Raw genomic sequence first — 23,609 nt, 5'->3', positions numbered from 1 at the left:
GCATCTCTACTCATGATTAGCCCACAAATAGCAGGATAAAGAAAAAGCTTCTTGGGCATTATTTTTTGAGAGGAGCTTACGGGAAGAGGTGTTAAAAGTGAAAAAACCGATAAAAGAACAAAAGATGGTATTGGTCATTCTTTTGAGTAATATATTTATCGCTTTTTTAGGGATTGGATTAATCATTCCGGTTATGCCGTCCTTTATGAATGATATGGGTTTAACAGGTAAGACGATGGGATATCTCGTTGCAGTGTTTGCAATGGCTCAGCTTATTGCTTCACCTATTACAGGCCGGTGGGTCGATCTTTATGGTAGGAAGAAAATGATCATCATTGGATTATTTATTTTTGGTGTTTCAGAGCTTCTTTTCGGATTAGGAACTGATGTATGGATGCTCTATGCAGCGAGGGTGTTAGGCGGAATTAGTGCTGCTTTTATCATGCCTGGTGTTACGGCATATGTTGCGGATATTACATCTATACAGGAACGTCCAAAGGCGATGGGCTATTTATCTGCTGCTATTAGTACCGGCTTTATTATAGGACCTGGAATCGGCGGATTTATTGCAGAATACGGTATACGTGTGCCGTTTTTCGTTGCAGCTGCAATTGCTTTTATAGCATGTGTCATTTCGATCTTTATTTTAAAAGAACCGTTAACGAAAGAAGAGCTTGCAGAGATTTCTTCTAATACGAAGGAATCAAGCTTTATTGGTGATTTAAAGAAATCATTGCATCCAATGTATGCAATCGCATTTATTATCGTATTTGTACTTGCATTCGGTTTATCAGCATATGAAACTGTGTTTAGTCTGTTTTCTGATCATAAGTTTGGGTTTACACCAAAAGATATTGCGGCAATTATTACAATTAGTTCAATCTTTGGGGTAGTTGTGCAAGTATTTATGTTTGGTAAATTGGTTGATATATTCGGTGAAAAAGTGTTAATTCAAATATGTTTAATTGTAGGTGCAGTATTAGCGTTCGTTTCAACTGTAGTCTTTAATTATTGGATTGTACTTCTCGTTACATGTTTCATTTTCCTTGCATTTGATTTACTTCGTCCAGCTTTAACGACGTTTTTATCAAAAGCAGCTGGAAAAGAGCAAGGATTCGTTGCTGGTATGAACTCGACTTATACGAGTTTAGGAAATATCGCAGGACCAGCAATGGGCGGAATATTATTTGATATGAACATTCATTATCCATATGCATTTTCAGGAGTTGTTTTAATAGTGGGTCTCGCTATTACATTTATGTGGAGAGAGAAACAGTTAGCTGAAAGTTTTGCGAAGTAATAAAACCCCTTACGACGGTAAGGGGTTTTGTTTTATAAGCTTAATCCAAACCGTTTTAATTCAATAAATATGCCCTCTAATTGCTTTCCTTTATCCGTTAATGTGTACTCTACACGAGGCGGAACTTCTGGATATACTTTTCTCGTTATAATGCCTTGAGATTCTAATTCTTTTAGTCGAAGTGATAATGTTTTCGGACTAATCCCGTCCATTGATTTTTGTAAATCACTAAAGCGTAATGTTCCTTCGATAAGAAGATCACGAATGATTAAAAACGTCCATTTTGTACTGATTACATCAAGGGTTTTAGCGATGGGACAAGGTATGCCAGGTAAACCTTTCGTTAATTCAACTGGATCTATATTGTTCATGGAACTAGCCTCCATAAAATTTTTTTGAATGAATTTGCTTTATAGTATCACAAAACTATACTTTTGGTAACTATATGAAAAAAATATCACTACTTCCATAAAGAAAGTTAGTGCATATACAATAGCAATACGAAATACAAAGGATTTAGAGGAGGAGGTGGTGATTTTCATGGGGATAAAAAAGTTGTTTGGGTTTCTTAGTTTGTTTGTTATTTGTATTGTGCTCGTAGCATGTGGTGTGGAACAAAAAACGGAAGTTCAGTTATTAAAAGAAATGCCAAAGCCAAAAGCAATGACAATTGATCCCTCACTAAGTAAAAAAGAAGCGACAGAAATGGTTCATGCGGCGCAGCGTTTTTATGCATTTTGGGATACAGGTAAGGAGGAACTTATTCCGCAGACTGTTACTGAAAATTTCTTCGATAATACGTTGCCAAAAGGGCGACCACAAGGTGTTGAAGGGTTAAAGTTTGCAGCACAAAATTTTCGTAAAGTCGTTCCTAATATACATTGCGAGATTGAAGATTTATTAGTCGTCGGTGATAAAGTAACAGCTCGTCTTTCTTTTACAGGAACGCATAACGGTAAAAATATTAGCTTTTCTGCAATAGATATTTTGCATGTGAAAGACGGAAAGATTACGGAAGACTGGCATTTAGAAGATAATCTTACGTTGAAACAGCAACTTGGGTTAATAAGTGAGGAATAGAGTAGGGGAGAGGAAAACGATGAAAAATATATTTATTATAAATGGACATGAAAAATACGGTACAAAGGAAGGACGATTAAATAAAACGTTAGTGGATCATATGGTGACGGTATTAAGCGAGGACCATCAAGTGAAAACAACAACGATTCAAGATGGCTATAGTATTAAAGAAGAACAAGATAAATTTTTATGGGCTGATGTTGTGATTTATCAAACACCGATTTATTGGTTTAGTGTTCCAGGATTATTTAAAACGTATATGGATGAAGTATATGAATACGGTTTGTTCTTTAAAGGTGCAGATGAATACGGAACAGGTGGTTTATTAACAGAGAAAGAGTATATGTTCTCTACAACTTGGAATGCACCTGAAAATTCATTTGGAGATAAGACGAAGTTCTTTGAAGGGGAAAGTCTAGAATCAACGCTTAGTCATTTACACCGCGTGCAGAAGTTTCTTGGGATGAGTCCGTTAAAGAGTTTTGCTTGTTATGATGTGGTAAAGAATCCGGATATTGAGAAGTTTTTATTAAACTTGAAAGATCACTTAGATGAAATAATTCAATAATAGTTTGTATTGTGAAGAAGGTACTACTAAGGAGGTAGTCCCTTCTCTCTTATGAAATACGTTGAAAATCTTTACTTATACAGGACTGTTTTAGTTTTTTTGATTTGAGTAAATGTTTCATATCAGAGATGTTATTGTATGAAAGCTGAGTATGATAATAGTTAATGTACTCAAGTAATGCAAAAATATAAATAAATAGGATGAATGATACCCCGCCTAAAGGTAAGTCGGGATACAAAATTACAACATCAATAGTAAACGTAATAAATCCCGTGATAGTGAATGCTATATTAATCTTTTTAAGTATTTTTAAATATTGAATCATCCTAATGGGCGTAACAGATGTTTTCTCTTTTTTTAGTCGTTTCCACTTTACGTACCAGTAAATTACTCCTTGTAATAAGATAAACTCTAAAAGAAGAAATGAGACCCAAAAAGAATACAGGGAATATAAATGTAACGTAGGATAAGCATAATTAAGTAAGTAACTTGTGAAAATAAAAGTAATGACTGAAAATAATTCACCTGTGTATAGATAGGAAAGTCTTTTTTCTAAGGTGTGTTTCATGTTTTTCTCCTTTTATAAAAGCCCACATAATTTAATAAGTGGATGGCTGTACCCATAACTTCGCAAAATTTGCCCAGCCGAATGAATCAATTGTTACATTTTTTAAAGAAGAAGGGTATGTTTTTCTTTTTAAAACGTGATAGTTAAATAAAATGATGTGTTCTGTTTGTAAAAATTCTTCGATCTCATACATGAGTTCATAGCGCTTTTCTTTATTCTCTTCTAGTAAAAATGTATCTAGTAAACAGTTAATTTGTTTTTCGTAGTGCGGGTCCATGAACCGATTTACGAAGCAACTTTTATTTTTAAATACATTTAAGAATGCAATTTCATGATTGGCAGCAAATACTTCTCCCATGAAAATAATATCAGCATGTTTATCAATAGAGCGATTCATATAATCTGAAACGGGAAATGGGTGAAGCTCTACTTGTATACCTAAACTTTCACATCGTTCTTTTAAGAAATATGCATCATTTGCACTATCTTTAAATGCGAAGAAGTAAATATGTATCGTCTCTCCATTATAAGTGCTCTTTTTTAAATACTCTTTTGCTTTTTCTAAAGAGTAGGACCTTTTAGTAGCTTGGCGGCTTCTTTCAGGGAAAAAGCTTGATGCAGCAATTGTTCGTCTACCCTCTATGCTACGAAGTATCGTTTCAACATCATATAGTTCTCTCCAAGCCTTTCGAAAGTAAATGTCGTGATGAGGACCAGGTTTTTTAAAGTTGAAGCTAGCATAAATACAACCTATTTCTTCTATTTGTATATCATGCCTTTCATTTTCCTCTTCGTTTGGTAGTTCATAATCAGCATCGATTTGTACATGATCAGGAATACCCCAAAATTCAATACGGTCTAATAACGCGCGCTCTTTAAAATAATGAGTGAACGCTTCGAGCACGATATTATCTTCAGAGTAATGAGCAAGTTTGAAAGGTCCAGTACCTATGTAATGATGATTTTGGATACTCACATCACGCGGTAAAATTGCTAATTGTATGGAACTTACATAGTGTAAGAAAAATAAATTTGGTTTTGCTAAATGAAATCGAATTTGCAGTGGTGATGGCGTTTCAATTTGAACAATTTCTTCTGTTAACCATTCAAAAGGAGAGTGAACTTCTTTTAGTCTTTCAAATGAAAATCGTACATCTTTAGAAGTTAAAACTGTTTCGTTATGAAAATATACATCCTTTCGTAAATAAAAAGTCCACGTCAGCCCGTCTTCACTTAATTCCCACGTATGCGCAATGTGTGGTTCCATTTTTCCCGTAACATCGTTATAAACGACTAACGTGTCAAAAATTTGACTCGTAAGATGGCTCTCTGTAGTTACAGCCACAAAAGCCGGATCTAAGGGGAATATCTTTCTCGATATAGGAATCTTTAATATGTCGTACATATCATTTGAAGGTTCGTATCCAAAATGATGATGTAGTTTATTTTCTATCTTTTTTTGAAGTGCAAGGGGTAGGGGTTCTTTTAAAAGAAGAAAGATATCTTTTAATTTTTCTTGCGCTAACAGTTCATCTGTATAGGACTCAATCGCTTCTACGAAATTATGTATAAATAGAATTTCCGTTTTATTCCCGCGGCCTCGCCCTGGAGTCCAGTGAATTAATTGCTCCTCGCTCATTTTCTTTAATAAAATCTTTATGTTTTTCGTACTGCAATATAAAACATCCGCTAATTCTTGTAAGCTATTTCGCATATGTTGTTGATCTTGTGCATGTAGTCTTAGTCTAATGTAATAGTCCATAATTTTCATATATACACTTCCTTCTATTATAAAAGGGGAAACTCTTTAGAATATTCTAACCTTTTTCTTCCTTTTTTTCAAAGTAAAATAAGTAAGCATAAGGAGGGGGAAACAATGGGATTTTGGAGTATGCATCGAAATATAAAGATTAGAATTATAACTTCGTTTTTAACACGTACTGTATCCACGATGATTTTTCCATTTATGGCGATTTATTTTTCAATAAAGTTAGGTAGTGCGATTGCTGGTGCGTTACTACTTATTAATGTCATAGCTTCGTTAGTAATTGGTTTATACGGTGGATATGTTGGAGACCGGCTTGGTCGTAAAAAGGTGATGATTATCGGTCAAAGTATACAAGTCATTTCCATTGCTTGTATGGGGATTGCGAATTCCGATTATGTAGATTCACCGTGGCTAACATTTATATTTATGTTAGTGAATAGTTTAGGATCTGGACTTATGAACCCTGCGACAGAGGCAATGTTAATTGATGTAAGTACACCTGAAAATCGAAAAGTGATGTACAGCATTAACTATTGGGCAATTAATTTATCCATTGCGATTGGAGCGATATTTGGCGGATTACTATTTGAGAACTATAGATTGCAATTGTTTATCGGATTAACAGTGATTGCAGTTATTACTTTATATGTGATGGCTGTATATATGGAAGAAGTGTATGTAGCACGGAAAACGGTGGAGAAGAAAAATGTATTAAAAGATATGGCGGATAGTTATAAAGTTGTGATGAAAGATAAAGCATTTTTAATTTTTTGTGCAGCGAGTATATGTACATTATCGTTAGAGTTTCAAATTAATAATTATTTAGGAGTACGTTTGCAGAAGGAATTTGAAACGGTGCACTTTTTATTCGGGAATGGTGTTACGTTTGATTTAACAGGTATTCGCATGCTGAGCTGGATTTCTGCAGAGAATACAATTTTAGTTGTATTATGTTCAGCACTTCTTATTAAAATGCTGAAAAGCTTCAACGATTTGAAAATATTATATGTCGGCTTATTCATTTATACAATTGGATTTACAATACTCGGAACGAGCAATAGTTTATGGATTTTATTAATTGCAGGGCTTTTCCAAACGGTAGGCGAGATGATGTATGTGCCAGTGCGTCAATCTATTATGGCAGATATGGTACCAAATGAGGCGAGAGGTTCATATATGGCGATTAACGGAATGGTCTTTCAAGTGGCAAAAATGAACGGGGCATTAGGTGTTATGCTAGGTTCATTTATCGCATCTTGGGGCATGAGTGCTCTGTATTTTATCGTTGGTATGAGCAGTATTTTATTATTTATGAAAGCGATAGGGAAAGAGAAAGAGAAGTATGAGGAGGAGAGAAATGTTTCTCAAATTGGATGAAACTATATAAAAGCGAACCAGTTATACTGGGACTCGCTTTTTATATAATTTTTAGAACGGATCAACTTCAGCTAAATTCGGAGTGGTATCTGGCTGTAGCAAAAGATTTTTTAATGTGCCTACTTCAGAAAGAGTGACTAATATGTAGCCACTAATTAGTACAATAAGTCCGATGACGCGTAACGTTTGTAAGCTCACTTCATTATTATTCGTTTCCGTTGGATTTGGGGGCGTTGAAGGTGGATTGTTATTCATAAATATAGGCTCCCATCTTTTGTATTTATATATGTGTAAAAGCATGATTTAACTTATGGATAGGAATGATATAGTCATTTTCACTATATGAGAACTGCCTATGAAAAGTGATTAGAAATTTTGGGACGAAAAAAGGAGGTATCCAAAAGATTATTAAAACTGAACTTTTGGATTCCCTTCTTTTTATGTATCCCGCTATTTGTGGAGGTCGGATTTCCTGTAAACGACCAGTTGGTGAGGGCTGATTCATTATTTTCATGTAAATAAAAGGAGGTTAGTTAACCAAAGTAGCTATCCTAATATACGCAACGATTCTTCAATAAACGCCGGGATGTCCTCAGGTTGTCTACTTGTGACCAGCTGATTTTGGCATACGACTACTTCTTTATCGTGAAAGTTTCCGCCAGCGTTTTTTAAATCGACTTCAATAGATTTATATCCAGTCACATCGCGTCCTTCAAGTGTTTGTGCAGTGATGAGTAATTGGGGTCCGTGACAAATAGCGAAAACCGGTTTTTCCGTATCCATAAATGCTTTACTAAAGCGAACGAAACGCTCATCCGCACGAAGTATATCTGGAGAAAATCCGCCTGGTATGAAGAGTGCGTCAAAGTTTTCTGGAGAAACATCATCGATACCTTTATCAATTACAATTTCACTTTTTCCTTGTTTACCGTGTACCGTTTTCCCTTTTTCAGTTTCAATAGTTGTTAATTCATATCCCTTTTGTTTAAAAGCTTCTGCTGGCTCTGTGTATTCTGTGTCCTCGAAATAATCCGTTATTAAAATAGCAATTTTTTTACTCATTCTAATCCGCTCCTTATATTATATTATCGGTTCCAGAATCGTCCTTGGGCAATGCCTTCTATAAATGACTCAATTGAAGTGTTTGTTAAGTTGTAAATTCCTGCTCCATCTAATTTGATTTTACTATTGTCTAAAGCATGAGGATCGCTAAGGACATAGGCTATCGGTTTAAAGTGTTTAAAAGTAGTTTCTGCAAATTCTAAAACAGGGGGGTGAATGACAGATTCGCTACTAAACACTAATACCGCATCAAAAAGTGCAGAGTCTGCTATTGTATAAGTATCCGTTACTTTAATGGAATCATTGAAATGATGAATTTTATTATCTATGATGCCATAGTTCATTCGGTGTTGTACAAAAGCTTGAATCCATTCGGACAGAAGGGAGACGCTTGGGTCACCATTCAATAGAATTGCCACATTTTTGGAATCAGCTTTAAAAATAGTGTTGGACATACTTAGTGCAGGTGATTTTGCATCCGAATTTATTTCGTGATTTTCTTTAGGCAAAGGGGCTCCAATCATGTTAGCGACTTCCTTTGCTAATTGACGATCGACGTGGTTTAAAAGAGCAATTACATTTGCCTTCACCATGTCTGATTTGCACTTCCCAACTTCAAAGCAAAATGCATCTTTTATGTGCTGTTTTTCAATAGGGTTCATACTATTGTAGAAAAGTTTAGCTTGAGAATAAAAGTTAAGGAAGCTTTTACTGCGGCCTCTAATTTTATGTCCATCAATCTTTTCTTGATAATGCTCATATCCGCCCTGTTCGGCTTGGACGGTTGCTGGTTGATTATTATTCAAGCCATTAGGGTGATAGCTTGTTTGACCGCGATGAATCTGCATTTGATGCACGCCATCACGTTGATTATTATGAAAAGGACATACGGGCTGGTTAATAGGAATTTGGTGAAAATTAGGGCCTCCTAAACGAGATAATTGTGTATCTGTATAGGAGAACAATCTTCCTTGCAGAAGAGGATCATTTGAAAAATCAATACCTGGTACGACATGGCCAGGGTGGAAAGCTACCTGCTCCGTTTCTGCAAAGAAGTTATCAACATTTTTGTTCAATGTCATTTTACCAACTAGTTTTACAGGAACTTCTTCTTCCGGCCATAATTTCGTTGGATCTAAAATATCAAAATCAAATGCATGCTCATCTTCTTCTGGAATTAGCTGCAATCCAAGCTCCCATTCTGGATAATCCCCTTTTTCAATTGCTTCATATAAATCTTGACGATGGAAATCAGGGTTTTTCCCAGCAATTCTTTGAGCTTCATCCCATACTAATGAATGAACTCCGAGGGTAGGTTTCCAGTGAAATTTTACGAAGTGGGCTTTTCCTTCTTTATTAATAAGTCGAAATGTATGAACCCCAAAACCTTCCATCATTCGTAAACTACGCGGAATAGCCCGGTCGCTCATCTGCCACATAACCATATGAGTAGACTCGGGATTGTGCGCAACAAAATCCCAAAATGTATCATGAGCGCTAGCTCCCTGAGGAATATCATTATGTGGTTCTGGTTTAACTGCATGGACAAAATCAGGGAATTTTATAGCATCTTGGATAAAGAATACTGGCATATTATTACCTACTAAATCATAGTTACCTTCATCTGTATAAAATTTTGTGGCAAATCCGCGCACATCTCTTACTGTGTCATTGGATCCTTTAGAGCCTTGAACGGTCGAGAACCGTACAAATACAGGTGTCTTTTTTGAAGGGTTAGTAAGAAAATCTGCTTTTGTATATGCCTCTAAAGATTCATAAAGCTGAAAATAACCATGAGCGCCAACTCCGCGTGCATGAACAATTCTTTCAGGAATTCGCTCGTGATCAAAATGGGTCATTTTCTCTCGAAAGTGGAAATCCTCCATTAAGGTTGGGCCTCTTAAGCCCATCTTTAAAGAGAATTCATCCTCGGCTATTTTTACTCCTTGGTTTGTTGTTAAAGCATGTTTGCGTTGATTATCCGTAACGTGGTGTTCCAATTGCTCCATTTTTTTATTCACAATATAGGCCCCTCCTTTACGCTGTTAATTAATAGATACCCTTTTTGTTAGGATGTAAACATGTATTATCGTTTTTGTATGTAAAAATCATAAAACGTTGGTTGTACCAGTGATTCTTGTTTGAGAAGGGAAAATAAAAAAGCCAAGGAGATACTTTATTTTCTCCTTGGCATTTAAGATAATTCTTTTCGTTAAAACGAAGAAACGCGTTGTTTCGTTTTTGGTACAATAATAAATTTGATCCAGAGTAACCCGACAATCATAATGATAAGGCTATGTAAAATTTGACCTGTAGCAATGAGTATAACAATTGAAAATATAATGAGCTGAATGCTTAGCAATATAAAGATTAAGTGAAGAAATTGATTCATTCGTTTTTCAGTATGAATTGGATATAATGCTACAATAATATTTCCCGAAAAATATTTCCATAGGGAACGGAGCTGCATAGAAATCATATATAGGACGATATATGCGATAGCGCCTTTTACGTATATGTTTGGTATAAAATATAAGGCAAAGGCACCGATCAACCCTAAGCGAATATATATACCAAAATAATCATTCCCGCGTAAAAATGCGAGTGTATGTAAATAGAAGAAAGTTGCTCGTTTTTTATGTAATAAAGGTTCAATCCAAGTTGTAAGCCATTTTCTTTTATTTACTTGCTTATTTAGTTGCGGAACATCAGTGAAGATGCTAGCAAATTGATAAAAACGAACGTTCATTTTTTCTTCTTGCTCGATTATGTAATCCCATGGTATTCGTTTTGTAGGCTGTTTTTTCGTATAAAGAAGCAGGAAAGCAAGCAGTAAAAGTAATCCGCCCAATATGAGAACATTTGCCGCATAAAACAGCATGTAAATAAGGAGTGCGTTACAAGCAATACGAATAATCAGCCATATATTTTTTTCGTGACGATCACCCCACATCCAATGTATGTATATGTTCCAAGCTTTCGTAATCATTAAAATGATAAAGATTGTACATAAGAAAGGTATCGTTAATTGTAATGATTGCAGTGCAAGCGGAACGAGAATAAGAAACGTAAATAATAATGGGAAAAGCTGAATGATGTAATTGTATAGAAGAGATTTTTTGAAATAAGAAGTTAATTTCTCTTCTAGTGCTAGTAAATAGACAGCGTCAGGTTTCTGAATAAATGTACGAATAGGGCATCTCGTTATAATGAATGTAAGTACAATCGTGATGAGTAGTAAAGATATTCCTTTAGAAGGAGATGCTTTTAGAAACTGAGCATAGTAGTATGCGCCAACGCATGAAATAAAGATAAAGCTATATAGTAAACCGTTAATCATACGTGCAAAGTATGTAATGATATTTTGCATATGTTGTTGGAAACGGCTGCTCCATAGTGATTCGATTGACATGTTTTTCACCTCTTTGTTCTATTATATATGTTTTGTAAAAGAAAAAACGAGCAAATTGCGTTATGCAACTCGCCCGTTTTTCTTTTCGTTATTTTTTTTCTGATCACGATTCATTAATGGATAGAAGGCAAAGCCGATTACGAATAAACCAATTCCGAGAAGGAATGTTTTTATATCGGCTGCGCCCGTTTTAATAACCCATAGTGCGTAGCAAAGTGCAATAACTGCGACTATACCATCCGTAATTCTCGCCCGCATTTCATTTTTATACGTCTCACCAGTAGCGACTAGTTTTAACTGGAAGATTGGTGAAACGAGATATGGAATGAGGTAGGCCAGTGTCGATACAGTAATAACGAATGTATAAGCTTCCGCAATTGTTCCTGATAATGTTGAGAATAAGAACACTTGCGACATAATGTTTGTTAATCGTAATGAATAAATTGGACTTCCTTTTTTGTTTGTTTTTGTGAAGAAGGAAGGGAAGAAACCTTCTTTTGCTGCTTGATATGGTACTTCTGAGCTTAATAAAATCCAGCCTAAAATCGAACCGAACAGGGAAGTAAGAGCAAGTAATGCCATCAGTTTCCCGCCGCCGTGACCCATTGCAGCATTTAATGCATCTGCTAACGGACGTTCTGAGGCCTGTAATGTATCAACGTGAAGTACACCCATTGTTAAAATTGTAATTCCTAAGTAAATCGCAACTGTAATAAGTAATCCCGCAACTGTTGCGCGTTTTACCGTTTTTGGAGAAACAGCACGGTTTGATAAAAGAACCGCTGATTCAATTCCGATAAATGCCCAAAGCGTCGTAAGAGCAGCTAAGTTTACTTGTGAAAGAAGGCCGTGTGATGCACCTGATTTATCGATCATCGGTGTGTACCATTGTCCAAACTTAGAAGCTTCGAATGCAAATAACGTAACGACGATGAATAATAGGAATCCAGTTACTTTCGTTGTTGTTGCTAAGAAGTTTAGCTTTCCAGCTCCGCTTACACCGTTTGTTAATATAATATGAGTTCCCCAAAGTAAGATGGAACAAATCGTAAATGTAATTAGTTTTCCGACTTCTACATTAAAAGAACCGATTGAAAATAGTAGTCGTGTATCTTTCATAATTGGGAAGAAGAGTGATAAATATCCCGCAAATGATGTAATGATGGCAACGTTACTTGCCCAGTTTGCAACCCAATAGCCCCATACCATACTGAAACCAGCCATTTTTTTCTTTTTTGGTGTTGAGAATAAAGCATATGCATGACTTTGTGGTCCTGTCGTTAAATCAGGACGACGAATTGCTAAATTACCGAAAACAAGAGCTAGCATTAAAACACCAAACCCTGTTGTTAACCAAGCTAAAGTGACACCGAGAGGGCTTGCTGTTTGTGCCAACGTACTTGGCACCATGAAAATACCAGCGCCAACCATGTTACCGACAACGAAAGCTGTGAGTACCCAAAAGCCCCATTTTTTTTGTTGCATAGAAAATACCTCCAAAGTTAGTATAACCAAGTCAAGCGAGGAGATATGTATGTCTTCCTGAGTCAGGAAGAGAAGTTCCAAACAAAACAAAAAAAGCACGTAATTTGCCGCTACATGCTTTCTATCTTATAAGAAACCCACGACATACCTCTCGATAGCTCTCCACAAACGAAACGTTTGTGACAGTTCTGCACTTATTAAGTAGCAGACCCAGCAAGCGTGCATGGTGGACACGGGCTTACTTCGGCAATCATTCCTTTCTCATTCGTTCATCAATGCCACTACATCTCCTGAAATGATACTCTTAATGACTGCAACCTCTACCTCACCGAGATACGAATGAGGATTTAAATATTAATTTAACGTATTTAAGAGTAACAAATGAATTTTTATACGTCAATGGATATAGTAATAATCAGATTATAGAGAAGAGTTTGTGATTAAAAGTAAGAGGGATTATTATGTAATATTGAATTTTCATAATATAATAAATGTTATTGGTGCTAGATGATTGAAAAGGGGATGAAGTATATGTCTGTATGTCATAAACATTCAGTAATAGGTGTGTTAGATTCGGGAGTTGGGGGATTAACAGTTGCGAGCGAAATTATAAGACAATTGCCTAAAGAGAGCATTTATTATATTGGTGATAATGAGCGTTGTCCGTATGGGCCAAGAAGTGTAGAAGAGGTACAATCTTTCGTATTTGAAATGGTTGAGTTCCTCAAACAGTTTCCGTTAAAAGCTCTAGTTGTAGCATGTAATACTGCTGCAGCTGCTGCATTGACTGCGCTGCAAGAAGCACTTTCTATTCCGGTTATTGGCGTTATACATCCAGGAGCAAGAGCGGCAATTAAAGTGACAAAGAAAGGGGAAATCGGAGTAATTGGAACTGTAGGTACGATAAAATCTAATATGTACGAAAAAGCATTGCATGAGCTTGATACATATTTGAAAGTGCATAGTCATGCGTGCCCGACTTTAGCTACAGTTGTAGAAAATCAATTAGAAGATACAGCATATGTAACCGAGCAAGTGAAACAAGCTTTACTGCCATTAATGAAAGAAAATATAGATACGCTAATTCTCGGATGTACGCATTATCCACTTTTAGAGTCCTATATTAAAAAGGAACTAGGAGAGGATGTAACGATTATTAGTTCTGCGGAAGAAACAGCGATAGAGTTAAGCACAATTTTACAGCATAAAGGAATTTTGTCTGACAATCTGAATCCTGAGCATCGATTTTTTACAACAGGCTCTGCCTTATCATTTGAACATATTGCTGAGCGTTGGCTAGGATATCACATTTCTGTAGAATGTGTGGATTTACCCGTAAAGAATGCTCGCATCTGTAATTAGACTGTATGAAAGTACTTTTTGTTTAATAAATTAGGTTAGTTGCATAAGAAGGAAAAAATGTACTTTTAATTGAAAGGATTAAGGTCATTTCAATGAAAGGAGAGGTTTGATTATGGAATTATCAAGGTCTCAACTATTTGCTTTAGAGTATATTTCAAAATATGCAGAGAACGAAAAACGCGGAGCTAAAGCAACAATTAATCATATACTTAACATGTGTAATATTACAGATGAAATATTTGAAGAAGCTGTCGCTAACTTGAAATCTCATGTAAGGATTGCTTTACACTTTCATCCAGACAGACTCGATTCGAGTATGAAAAGTGTTGCTGAAGCATTGTTTGAACAAGGAATATATAAAAGTCAGTTTGAAACATTGCTATCTAATGGAAGTGTGTCTGCTTATCCTGGCGGTGAACGTGACCTTTGGGAACAGAGAATATTTGGAGGAGCATATCAATTGGAAGGTGTAACGAATGATCAACGGCCAAAGTATGGAGCGCTAAATTTGATGTTACATTCAGATGGGCCTGCTCCGCGTTTTGGATCATGTTACTTTCTCTTATCTCCAAAAGTTTCTTCTCGCTCTACATATACGTATTTAGATTCGCATCAAGATCCAAAAGAAAAGGGGACTTATGAGGAGTTTGATATGATTTTAGCTGCTCTTTTGGAAGAGACATTCGTAAGAGAGTGTGCAATTGGTGAAGGGAATTTGACTCCAACAAGATTAGTTAATCATTTACTGGCTAATCTGGAAAGGCCGTTTATAGATTTAGTAAGTAAAGAGCCAGCCCGTAATCTTAATCATTATATTGAAGCACAGATTCATGGAGAGATTTCTCTTAAAGAAGACGTGGAAGCGCTTGTTGTAGATCCTTCATTTAAGGGGACGGATGTAGGGAGAACTTTAGAAGAAATTTGTATGAAGTATGCTATTGATTTGTATTGGCACACAGGTTTTGTACTTATGGTAGACGACGTTCCAATGGATTTTAGAGGTTCAAAAATGCCATCTTTAGCAAGACGCATTGCACGGAATCATTGTATCGATGCAAATATAATCGGTTCTGCTGTAGCGGATTTGAAACGCAATCCATTATCTTGGAGTGATCGTGGAACTTATGAAGAAGTGCTTCAGGAATTAAAATTATTATGGCATGTTTTAGTTCGATTTGGAAAACCAAATCGGAAGTAGAACGAAATACCTCGTTTTTGGGAAGTGTCTATATAGAAAAGAAGCTGATCTAAAATTAGATCAGCTTCTTTGTATAAGATTAAACTAAGTTTAATACAGTTACTTTTTCACGTGTCATAGACTCAAGGCTCTTACGGATACCTTGTGCGCCCATACCTGAACCTTTTACACCGATGAATGGGAAGTGGTCAGGACCGCGCTCTGTGCGTCCGTTAATTTGAACAGAACCAGTTTCGATTTTGTTAGCAATTGCAAATGCTTTGTTAATGTCTTTAGTGAAGACACTTGCTTGCAGACCGAACTCTGATTTGTTAGCAATTTCAATTGCTTGCTCATCTGAAGAAACACGGATGATTGGAAGGATTGGGCCAAATGGCTCTTCCCAAGCAACTTTCATTTCTTCAGTTACGTGGTCGATTAATGTTGGGTAAATTAAGTTACGCTCACGTTTGTTACCGATAACGATTGTAGCACCTTTTTCTACAGCGTCGTCAACTAAGCCTTGAACGAAGTCAGCAGACTTATCGTCGATTAATGGAACGATTGTGCTGTCTTGTTCTGGAGATCCAACTGATAGTTTAGCTACTTGCTCTTTTAATAAGTCAACAAGCTCGTCTGCTACGTTTTCGTGTACAAGTACGCGTTTAATAGCTGTACAACGTTGACCAGAGTAAGAGAATGCACCGCTTACGATATGGTTTGCAGCATCTTGTAAGTCAGCATCTTCACGAACGATACCAGGGTCTTTACCACCAAGTTCTAATACAAGTGGAATCATGGAAGCTTTTTTTGCTAAATGTTTACCTGTGTTTGTACCACCTGTGAACGATACCATATTGATGCCTTCGTGTTCTACTAAGTAGTCACCAATTACAGAACCACGTCCCGTCGCTACGTTTACAAGACCTTTTGGAAGGCCAGCTTTATGAAGTGCTTCAACCATTTTAATCCCACTAATTGCACCTTGAGTTGCTGGTTTGAAAATAACAGCGTTACCCATAATTAATGCTGGTGCAAGTTTTGCAGCAGATAAGTTTACTGGGTAGTTAAATGGTGCGATTGCTAATACAACACCAAGTGGTGCGCGTTGGATAATCGCAAGTTTTGATTTTGTACCGCCCGGGAAGCTATCGCCCATCATGCTTTCTCCGTGCATATGTAAAGATTCTTCGATCGTATAACGAATGAAATCAGCTGTACGAACAACTTCTTTCTTCGCATCTTTATATCCTTTACCGACTTCTTTCATAATGATATCGGCAATTTCATCCTGCATATTTACGAGCTCATCAGCCCATTTATATAAATACTTTGCGCGATCTTGTAGAGAAGCTTCCGCCCATGATTTTTGAGCTTCTTTTGCAGATGCAATTGCTTCATCTACTTCTCCGCGAGTAATTGCTTGTACTTGTCCAATTACTTCGTGTAAGTATGGAGATGGAATTTCGATTGTTTCTCCTGAAGAGCTTTCTCTCCATTCTCCATTTAAATAAAATTTGTACGTATTGCTAGTTGTCATGATTAGTCCTCCTAAAATAGCAACTTGTAAGAGTGAGTATAAGGTGATTGTATGGGGTTTGATAACATTTTTCAAATGAAATATTTGTGAAAACGATTTCTTATGAAGTTTTTATTTTGTATGCCCTTTCTTACAGAACATTCCCTTATTTCGAAATGATGGATCATATATTTTTATTCAATTTGTAAAAAAACAATTGACAGAATACTCAATAAAGTTATAAGATTATAAATGGAAAATAAATGAAGGAGGTGTGCGTAATGATTGTAATCGTAAATGTAATGGGTTTAGCTCTGTTAAATGGCAGAAAACATTTATATCATTACGCAACCCGTGCGGATATATAGGGCATTTTTGTCTTATAAAAAGCGTACGTTGCGTATATCGTAACGTACGCTTTTATGCATTTTTGTGCATATCGTCAAGCGGCGGTATGCTTTTTTTTGTTTATTTTCCATGTTACTAAATAAAACTTTGGAAGGTGGAAAAATGTGATGAGATTGTATGGGTTACGAAATGTAAATGTAATGGGTCTGGATAGCGGATAAAGAAATGAGAGATAAATGAGAATGAGAAGGGAGAGATTACATTGTTTTCAGTATTACTAAAGTTAAAGTGGTTTTTTAAGGAGCACTGGAAGAGATATAGTATCGCCATTGGAGCTCTTTTAATTGTGAATATAGTGGAAGTTATCCCCCCGAAAGTGTTAGGGGTTACGATAGATAATATAAAAACAGGAACGTTATCGAACGAAGCTATTATACAGTCTATTCTTATTTTAATTGGGGTTACGATAGTTGGATATGGCCTCACTTTCGTATGGCAACATCAATTGTTTGGCGGTGCATTCGTGCTTGAGAAAACGATGCGCTCTAAATTTATGGGGCATTTACTTAAGATGACGCCGACGTTTTATCAAAAAAATCGTACTGGTGATTTAATGGCGAGAGCAACGAATGATTTAAAAGCAATCGCTATGACAGCTGGTTTCGGTATATTAACGCTCGTAGATTCGAGTTTATATATGCTTACGATCGTCTTTATGATGGGATTTACAATTAGTTGGGAGCTTACATTTGCGGCACTTATACCACTTCCAATTATGGCATATGCGATGAATATATATGGAAAGAAATTGCATGAAAGATTTACAGTTGCGCAAGATGCGTTCGGTGATATGAACGATAAAGTATTAGAATCGATTGCTGGCGTGCGTGTTATTCGTGCGTATGTACAAGAGAATGCAGACCAAGAAAGATTTCATCATTTAGGAGATGACGTCTACGAAAAGAATATGAAAGTAGCTAGAATTGATGCACTATTCCAGCCAACTGTGAAAATGCTTGTCGGTCTTAGTTATTTAATTGGTTTAGTGTATGGCGCATATCTTGTATTCCAATCAAAGGTGACACTTGGTGAACTTGTGTCCTTTAACGTGTATTTAGGTATGATGATTTGGCCGATGTTTGCAATTGGGGAATTAATTAATGTTATGCAAAGAGGAAATGCGTCACTCGACCGTGTAAATGAAACGTTAGCGTATGAACCAGATGTAAAGGATCCGAAACATCCAAAGCTTGTACAAGAGCCGGATTATATTCAGTTTGATGATGTTACCTTTTCATATCCTTCATCAACTGAAACAAATTTAAAAAAGGTTTCGTTTACATTAAAACAAGGGGAAACACTTGGGGTTGTTGGAAAAACAGGAAGCGGAAAAACGACGCTCGTACGTCAGCTTCTTCGCCAATATCCGCTTGGAGATGGAGATATTGCAGTCTCTGATGTGACATTAGATAAAATGACGAATGAAAATGTGCTTGGGTGGATTGGTTATGTACCGCAGGAACATATTTTATTCTCAAAAACAGCGAGGGAAAATATTTTATTCGGAAATAGGGAAGCGACTGAAGAGGAACTCGAGAAAGCGATTGAAATTGCGGCGTTTAAAAAGGATTTAGAGTTTTTACCAGAAGGGTTAGAAACGCTCGTCGGAGAGAAGGGTGTTTCTTTATCGGGAGGGCAAAAGCAAAGGATCTCGATTGCGCGAGCTGTTATTCAAAATCCAGAAATTTTAATTTTGGACGATTCTTTATCAGCTGTTGATGCTCGTACGGAAGCGGCGATTATTGAAAATATAAGAACAGAGAGAAGCGGAAAGACGACGATTATTACGACGCACCGTTTATCTGCTGTACAACATGCGGATTGGATTCTCGTTATGGATGAGGGAGAAGTAATGGAAGAAGGTACGCATGATCAGCTTATCCAAAAGGGAGGCTGGTATGCGGAGCAGTTTGAAAGACAACAAGGTGAAAGTGAAAGTGCGGATAGTGGGGTGAAAATATGAGCGTTTCAAAACGATTGTTTCAATACGCGATGAAAGTGAAAGGGACGATATTTGCAGCGATGTTAATGTTATTTATTTTCGTTATTGCAGAGCTTGCGGGTCCTTTCGTCGCGAAAACGATGATTGACGATCATATCGTTGGAATAGAGAAACCTTGGTATGAAACAGAAAAGAGTGACGAGGCTGTTTCGTATAATGGTGCCTTTTATAAGCGAAGCGATCGCTTCCAAGAAGGTGAGAAAAAAGGAAAAGAAGTACGCGTGATGCAAGTCGGTTTTCAATATTACTTTGTGCCGAATAAAGTGAATGCTGAAGGATCACGTACTGTAAAAGGTGATATGATTACCGTTCAAAATGGTAAGGCGGTGCAAGTGTATAAAGCGAAAGCATTAACGAAAGAAGAAGTGTTTGCGTTTTATAAACCAGAAATAAACCGACTATTATTACTGGGCGGTGGCTATTTTGCTTTATTAGTAGTCGTTTCATTGTTTGCATACGGAAAGCAATTTTTCTTACAGAAGGCAGCGAACAAAATTATTCAAATTATGAGGGAAGATGTCTTTTCTCATATTCAAACGTTGCCGATTCGGTATTTCGATCATTTACCAGCAGGGAAAATTGTATCGCGTGTAACGAATGATACAGAGGCTATTCGTGATTTATATGTAACGGTGCTTGCAACATTCGTTTCAAGTATCATCTATATTATTGGGATATTCGCTGCGCTATTTTTACTTGATGTAAAATTGGCGACGTTATGTTTACTCATCATCCCAATTTTAATTGTTTGGGCTATTTTATATAGAAAGTACGCGTCTGTATACAATCATAAAATGCGTTCTCGTTTATCTGATATTAACGGAACAGTGAATGAATCCATTCAAGGGATGCCAATTATTCAAGCGTTCCGTCAAGAGCGTGAAACGAAAAAAGAGTTTGAAGAATTAAATGGCGATTATTTTAAGTATCAAAATAAAATTTTGAATTTAAATGCAGCAACTTCTCATAACTTAGTAGGTGTATTAAGAAATATCGCTTTCACAGGTGTGATTTGGTATTTCGGTGGTGCTTCATTAAGTGCTACAGGCGTCATTTCTCTAGGGATACTATATGCGTTCGTTGATTATTTAACACGATTATTCTCACCGATTACAAATATGGTGAATCAGCTTGCTAACTTAGAACAATCGCGCGTTGCATCAGAACGTGTTTTTGAATTGTTAGAGGAAAAAGGGGAAGCAGTAGAAGAAGAACGTATACCTCGCTTACAAGGAAATGTGAAGTTTGATAATGTGTCGTTTTCTTATAATGGAAAAGATGAAGTGTTAAAAAATATTTCATTTGAAGCGAAACAAGGCGAGACAGTCGCACTTGTCGGTCATACTGGCTCAGGAAAAAGTTCCATTATGAATGTACTTTTTCAGTTTTACGAGTTTGAAAAAGGAAAGCTTACGATTGACGGTCATGATATAAAAGAGATGCCGAAACAAGCAACTCGTGAACATATGGGAATTGTACTGCAAGATCCGTTTTTATTTAGCGGAACAGTAGCATCTAATGTAAGTTTAGAAAATGAAAAAATTTCAAAAGAGCGCATCGTAAAAGCATTGCGTGATGTTGGTGCTGAAAGATTTGCGAACAATATAAATGAAGAAATTACAGAAAAGGGAAGCACGCTTTCCACCGGAGAACGTCAGCTTATATCGTTTGCTAGGGCACTTGCTTTTGATCCGGCCATTTTAATACTAGATGAAGCGACATCTAGTATTGATACAGAGACAGAAGCGATGATTCAACAAGCGCTAGAAGTTGTGAAAAAAGGAAGAACGACATTTATTATCGCTCACCGACTTTCAACAATTAAAAGCGCAGATCAAATTATCGTGCTTGATAGAGGGATGATTTTAGAAAAAGGGTCTCATGATGAATTAATGAAAAAGCGCGGGCGTTATTACGATATGTACAAAACGCAAATGGAAGGGAATCAGAGCGCTTAATAGGTATGGGGAGGAACTTGTGATTTTCACAAGTTCTTTTTTTAGTGAATCAGGACTGTTAAATAAGAAGTATTATTTTACCTTTCGTACAATAAATGCTATATTAAAAAATGTTACTTATTTTTTGTATGTAGCATTGTTTTTCCTTTTTGTTTGATTATGAAGAAAAAGGATAAACTAAATAAGAACATTTTCATTGAAAAATTGTTCAAGATTGCATACAATCAATATAGTTTTTAAATTCCTATCAGAATACTTGGAGGATTACCATCATGAAGAAATTATTTTCAGTGCTTGCAGTAACTACATTAGCGATCGGGATTGTAGCCGGCTGCGGTAAAGAAGAGAAAAAAGATACAGCTAGTCAAGACGCGTTACAAAAGATTAAACAAAGCGGCGAACTTGTAATTGGTACAGAAGGTACATACCCACCATTTACGTTCCACGATTCAAGCAATAAATTAACTGGATTTGACGTTGAACTATCAGAAGAAGTTGCAAAACGTTTAGGAGTAAAACCTGTATTTAAAGAAACACAATGGGATAGCTTACTTGCTGGTTTAGATGCGAAACGCTTTGATATGGTTGCAAACGAAGTTGGTATTCGTGAAGACCGTCAAAAGAAATATGATTTCTCTAAACCATACGTTTCATCTTCAGCGGCATTAGTTATCGCAAAAGATAAAGATAAACCTGCTACATTTGCTGATGTAAAAGGATTAAAAGGAGCACAATCTTTAACAAGTAACTATGCAGATATCGCTAAGAAAAATGGTGCGGAAATCGTTGGTGTAGAAGGATTCAGCCAAGCAGCAGAATTATTAAGTTCTGGTCGCGTTGATTTCACAATTAATGATAAATTATCAGTGTTAAACTATTTAGAAACGAAAAAAGATGCAAAAATTAAAATTGTAGATACAGAAAAAGAAGCTTCAGAAAGTGGATTCTTATTCCGTAAAGGTAGCACTAAGCTTGTACAAGAAGTAGATAAAGCGTTAGAAGATATGAAAAAAGATGGTACGTATGACAAAATAACGAAAAAATGGTTCGGTGAAAATGTATCTAAGTAGTGCATTGGTTTCAGATCGATTGTCTAATTGGATAGATATTATGCAGTCTTCCTTCATGCCGATGCTGAAGGAAGCTGTTTTTACGACAATTCCATTAACGCTTATTACATTTATTATCGGTCTTATACTTGCGACGTTAACGGCGCTTGCACGTATTTCAGGTAGTCGTATTTTACAATGGATTGCTCGTATCTATGTATCTATCATTCGCGGAACGCCACTTCTTGTACAATTATTTATTATTTTCTATGGTCTTCCAACTCTTAATATTGAAGTTGAGCCATATACAGCAGCAGTTGTTGGATTTTCATTAAATGTCGGTGCGTATGCATCTGAAATTATTCGTGCTTCTATCCTTTCCATTCCGAAAGGGCAGTGGGAAGCAGCTTACACAATTGGGATGACATATCCGCAAGCGTTAAAACGTGTTATTTTACCACAAGCAACGCGCGTATCAATTCCGCCGCTTTCGAATACATTTATTAGCTTAGTGAAAGATACTTCATTAGCATCGTTAATTTTAGTAACAGAAATGTTCCGAAAAGCGCAGGAAATTGCGGCAATGAACTATGAGTTTTTAATTGTTTATTTTGAAGCAGGTCTTATTTATTGGGTTATTTGTTTCTTATTATCAATCGTACAACAGATGTTAGAAAAGCGTTCAGAACGCTATACATTAAAATAATCCTTTTACAAAAGGAGTTTTTGTTTTTATGATTTCAATTCAGCACTTACAAAAAAGTTTCGGAGATAATACCGTACTAAAACATATAGATTTAACAGTTGAGAAGGGTGAGGTTGTTGTTATTATCGGGCCGTCTGGATCTGGTAAAACGACATTCCTGCGTTGTCTTAACGTATTAGAAACGCCAAACGCTGGTAATATTCGTATCGGTAATAAAGAGCTTAACTTCTCTCAAAAAGTAACGAAGAAAGATATTGTCAACCTTCGTACGCAAACAGGTATGGTATTCCAGCACCATAATCTATTCCCGCATTTAACAGCACTTCAAAATGTAATGGAAGGGCTTGTTACAGTGAAAAAGATGGGGAAAGAAGAAGCAAAGAAAAAAGCAAACTATTTCCTTGAAAAAGTGGGTCTAGCAGATAAAGTGGATTTATATCCGTTCCAATTATCAGGCGGACAACAACAGCGCGTTGGAATTGCGCGCGCGCTTGCGATGGAGCCGGAAGTGTTACTATTTGATGAACCGACGTCAGCACTTGATCCTGAACTCGTTCAAGAAGTTCTGAAGGTCATGAAAGAGCTTGCTAAAGAAGGCATGACGATGGTCATTGTAACGCATGAAATGCGTTTTGCACATCAAATTGCGAACCGTGTTATTTTCATGGATGGCGGTGTCGTTGTCGAACAAGGTACACCAGAAGATGTATTTACAAATCCAAAAGAAGAACGTACTAAGAAGTTTTTACAAATGTTGCAATAAAGTGAAACTTTAATCAGTGGGGGTTTTCTTCATCCCCCACTGATT

At 36.5% G+C, this 23,609-nt stretch carries 20 protein-coding genes and 1 riboswitch; of the genes, 11 read left to right on the top strand and 9 right to left on the bottom strand.

Features of this window, described 5'->3' with window-relative positions:
* Window positions 1-97 precede the first annotated feature (97 nt).
* Window positions 98-1,300, top strand: a complete 1,203-nt coding sequence (locus ACTFSI_RS19665; protein WP_000742937.1) for an MFS transporter — start codon at window positions 98-100, stop codon at window positions 1,298-1,300.
* Between the two features lie 32 nt (window positions 1,301-1,332).
* On the opposite strand, the gene ACTFSI_RS19660 is transcribed toward ACTFSI_RS19665, so the two are convergent.
* A complete protein-coding gene (locus ACTFSI_RS19660) occupies window positions 1,333-1,671 on the bottom strand; it encodes a winged helix-turn-helix transcriptional regulator (protein WP_001059470.1) in 339 nt (112 codons plus the stop codon).
* Between the two features lie 169 nt (window positions 1,672-1,840).
* Here ACTFSI_RS19660 and ACTFSI_RS19655 point away from each other — a divergent pair, with 169 nt between their 5' ends.
* Window positions 1,841-2,380: an ester cyclase gene (locus ACTFSI_RS19655; protein ID WP_139895737.1), complete on the top strand. Its 540-nt coding sequence runs from the start codon at window positions 1,841-1,843 to the stop codon at window positions 2,378-2,380.
* Window positions 2,381-2,399: 19 nt separating this feature from the next.
* Entirely contained in the window at window positions 2,400-2,948 is a 549-nt protein-coding gene (locus ACTFSI_RS19650) for an NAD(P)H-dependent oxidoreductase (RefSeq protein WP_440045587.1), read from the top strand.
* 49 nt (window positions 2,949-2,997) lie between these two features.
* Here the strand turns inward: ACTFSI_RS19650 and ACTFSI_RS19645 are convergent, their stop codons facing one another.
* The gene (locus tag ACTFSI_RS19645; protein WP_139895735.1) at window positions 2,998-3,516 is read right to left on the bottom strand and encodes a general stress protein; all 519 of its coding nucleotides are present in this window, start codon (window positions 3,514-3,516) and stop codon (window positions 2,998-3,000) included.
* A gap of 31 nt (window positions 3,517-3,547) precedes the next feature.
* Window positions 3,548-5,287 carry an SgrR family transcriptional regulator gene (locus ACTFSI_RS19640; RefSeq protein ID WP_440045586.1) on the bottom strand — a complete coding sequence of 580 codons (1,740 nt, stop codon included), beginning with the start codon at window positions 5,285-5,287 and terminating at the stop codon, window positions 3,548-3,550.
* Between the two features lie 105 nt (window positions 5,288-5,392).
* Between ACTFSI_RS19640 and ACTFSI_RS19635 the strand changes: the two genes are divergently transcribed.
* Complete coding sequence (locus ACTFSI_RS19635; protein WP_440045585.1) at window positions 5,393-6,661, top strand: MDR family MFS transporter; 1,269 nt, start codon at window positions 5,393-5,395, stop codon at window positions 6,659-6,661.
* A 51-nt stretch (window positions 6,662-6,712) separates the two neighbouring features.
* On the opposite strand, the gene ACTFSI_RS19630 is transcribed toward ACTFSI_RS19635, so the two are convergent.
* From ACTFSI_RS19630 to ACTFSI_RS19610, 5 genes are all read right to left on the bottom strand, one after another.
* Window positions 6,713-6,916 (bottom strand): hypothetical protein, encoded by a 204-nt coding sequence (locus tag ACTFSI_RS19630; RefSeq protein WP_001063865.1) that lies wholly within the window; start codon window positions 6,914-6,916, stop codon window positions 6,713-6,715.
* Between the two features lie 291 nt (window positions 6,917-7,207).
* Complete coding sequence (locus ACTFSI_RS19625) at window positions 7,208-7,723, bottom strand: type 1 glutamine amidotransferase domain-containing protein (RefSeq protein WP_136363058.1); 516 nt, start codon at window positions 7,721-7,723, stop codon at window positions 7,208-7,210.
* Between the two features lie 23 nt (window positions 7,724-7,746).
* Window positions 7,747-9,744 carry a catalase gene (locus tag ACTFSI_RS19620; protein WP_440045584.1) on the bottom strand — a complete coding sequence of 666 codons (1,998 nt, stop codon included), beginning with the start codon at window positions 9,742-9,744 and terminating at the stop codon, window positions 7,747-7,749.
* 191 nt (window positions 9,745-9,935) lie between these two features.
* Window positions 9,936-11,135: an ABC transporter permease gene (locus ACTFSI_RS19615; RefSeq protein ID WP_440045583.1), complete on the bottom strand. Its 1,200-nt coding sequence runs from the start codon at window positions 11,133-11,135 to the stop codon at window positions 9,936-9,938.
* Between the two features lie 60 nt (window positions 11,136-11,195).
* Window positions 11,196-12,620 (bottom strand): amino acid permease, encoded by a 1,425-nt coding sequence (locus ACTFSI_RS19610; protein ID WP_440045582.1) that lies wholly within the window; start codon window positions 12,618-12,620, stop codon window positions 11,196-11,198.
* 147 nt (window positions 12,621-12,767) lie between these two features.
* Window positions 12,768-12,951, bottom strand: a riboswitch (Lysine riboswitch).
* Between the two features lie 200 nt (window positions 12,952-13,151).
* Between ACTFSI_RS19610 and racE the strand changes: the two genes are divergently transcribed.
* The gene (gene racE, locus ACTFSI_RS19605) at window positions 13,152-13,982 is read left to right on the top strand and encodes a glutamate racemase (protein WP_070805320.1); all 831 of its coding nucleotides are present in this window, start codon (window positions 13,152-13,154) and stop codon (window positions 13,980-13,982) included.
* Window positions 13,983-14,094: 112 nt separating this feature from the next.
* Complete coding sequence (locus ACTFSI_RS19600) at window positions 14,095-15,180, top strand: DUF3626 domain-containing protein (protein WP_440045581.1); 1,086 nt, start codon at window positions 14,095-14,097, stop codon at window positions 15,178-15,180.
* A gap of 79 nt (window positions 15,181-15,259) precedes the next feature.
* On the opposite strand, the gene gapN is transcribed toward ACTFSI_RS19600, so the two are convergent.
* Window positions 15,260-16,699 carry an NADP-dependent glyceraldehyde-3-phosphate dehydrogenase gene (gene gapN, locus ACTFSI_RS19595; protein ID WP_440045580.1) on the bottom strand — a complete coding sequence of 480 codons (1,440 nt, stop codon included), beginning with the start codon at window positions 16,697-16,699 and terminating at the stop codon, window positions 15,260-15,262.
* A 589-nt stretch (window positions 16,700-17,288) separates the two neighbouring features.
* Here gapN and ACTFSI_RS19590 point away from each other — a divergent pair.
* From ACTFSI_RS19590 to ACTFSI_RS19570, 5 genes are all read left to right on the top strand, one after another.
* Window positions 17,289-19,049 (top strand): ABC transporter ATP-binding protein, encoded by a 1,761-nt coding sequence (locus tag ACTFSI_RS19590; RefSeq protein ID WP_440045579.1) that lies wholly within the window; start codon window positions 17,289-17,291, stop codon window positions 19,047-19,049.
* Window positions 19,046-21,046 carry an ABC transporter ATP-binding protein gene (locus tag ACTFSI_RS19585; RefSeq protein ID WP_440045578.1) on the top strand — a complete coding sequence of 667 codons (2,001 nt, stop codon included), beginning with the start codon at window positions 19,046-19,048 and terminating at the stop codon, window positions 21,044-21,046. The genes ACTFSI_RS19590 and ACTFSI_RS19585 overlap by 4 nt, the downstream gene beginning before the upstream one ends.
* Before the next feature lie 272 nt (window positions 21,047-21,318).
* Window positions 21,319-22,116, top strand: coding sequence for an amino acid ABC transporter substrate-binding protein (locus tag ACTFSI_RS19580; protein WP_000732861.1), 798 nt, complete (start codon window positions 21,319-21,321; stop codon window positions 22,114-22,116).
* A complete protein-coding gene (locus ACTFSI_RS19575; protein WP_044791270.1) occupies window positions 22,103-22,801 on the top strand; it encodes an amino acid ABC transporter permease in 699 nt (232 codons plus the stop codon). Before ACTFSI_RS19580 ends, ACTFSI_RS19575 begins: the two co-directional genes overlap by 14 nt.
* Before the next feature lie 28 nt (window positions 22,802-22,829).
* Window positions 22,830-23,564, top strand: a complete 735-nt coding sequence (locus ACTFSI_RS19570) for an amino acid ABC transporter ATP-binding protein (protein WP_000623609.1) — start codon at window positions 22,830-22,832, stop codon at window positions 23,562-23,564.
* The last annotated feature ends 45 nt before the right edge of the window (window positions 23,565-23,609 follow it).

It is taken from the genome of Bacillus cereus group sp. MYBK101-2 (assembly GCF_051918845.1).
Taxonomy (GTDB): domain Bacteria; phylum Bacillota; class Bacilli; order Bacillales; family Bacillaceae_G; genus Bacillus_A; species Bacillus_A paranthracis.
Note: the sequence above shows the minus strand (reverse complement) of the source record. Positions and strands in the feature narration are given on the sequence as shown.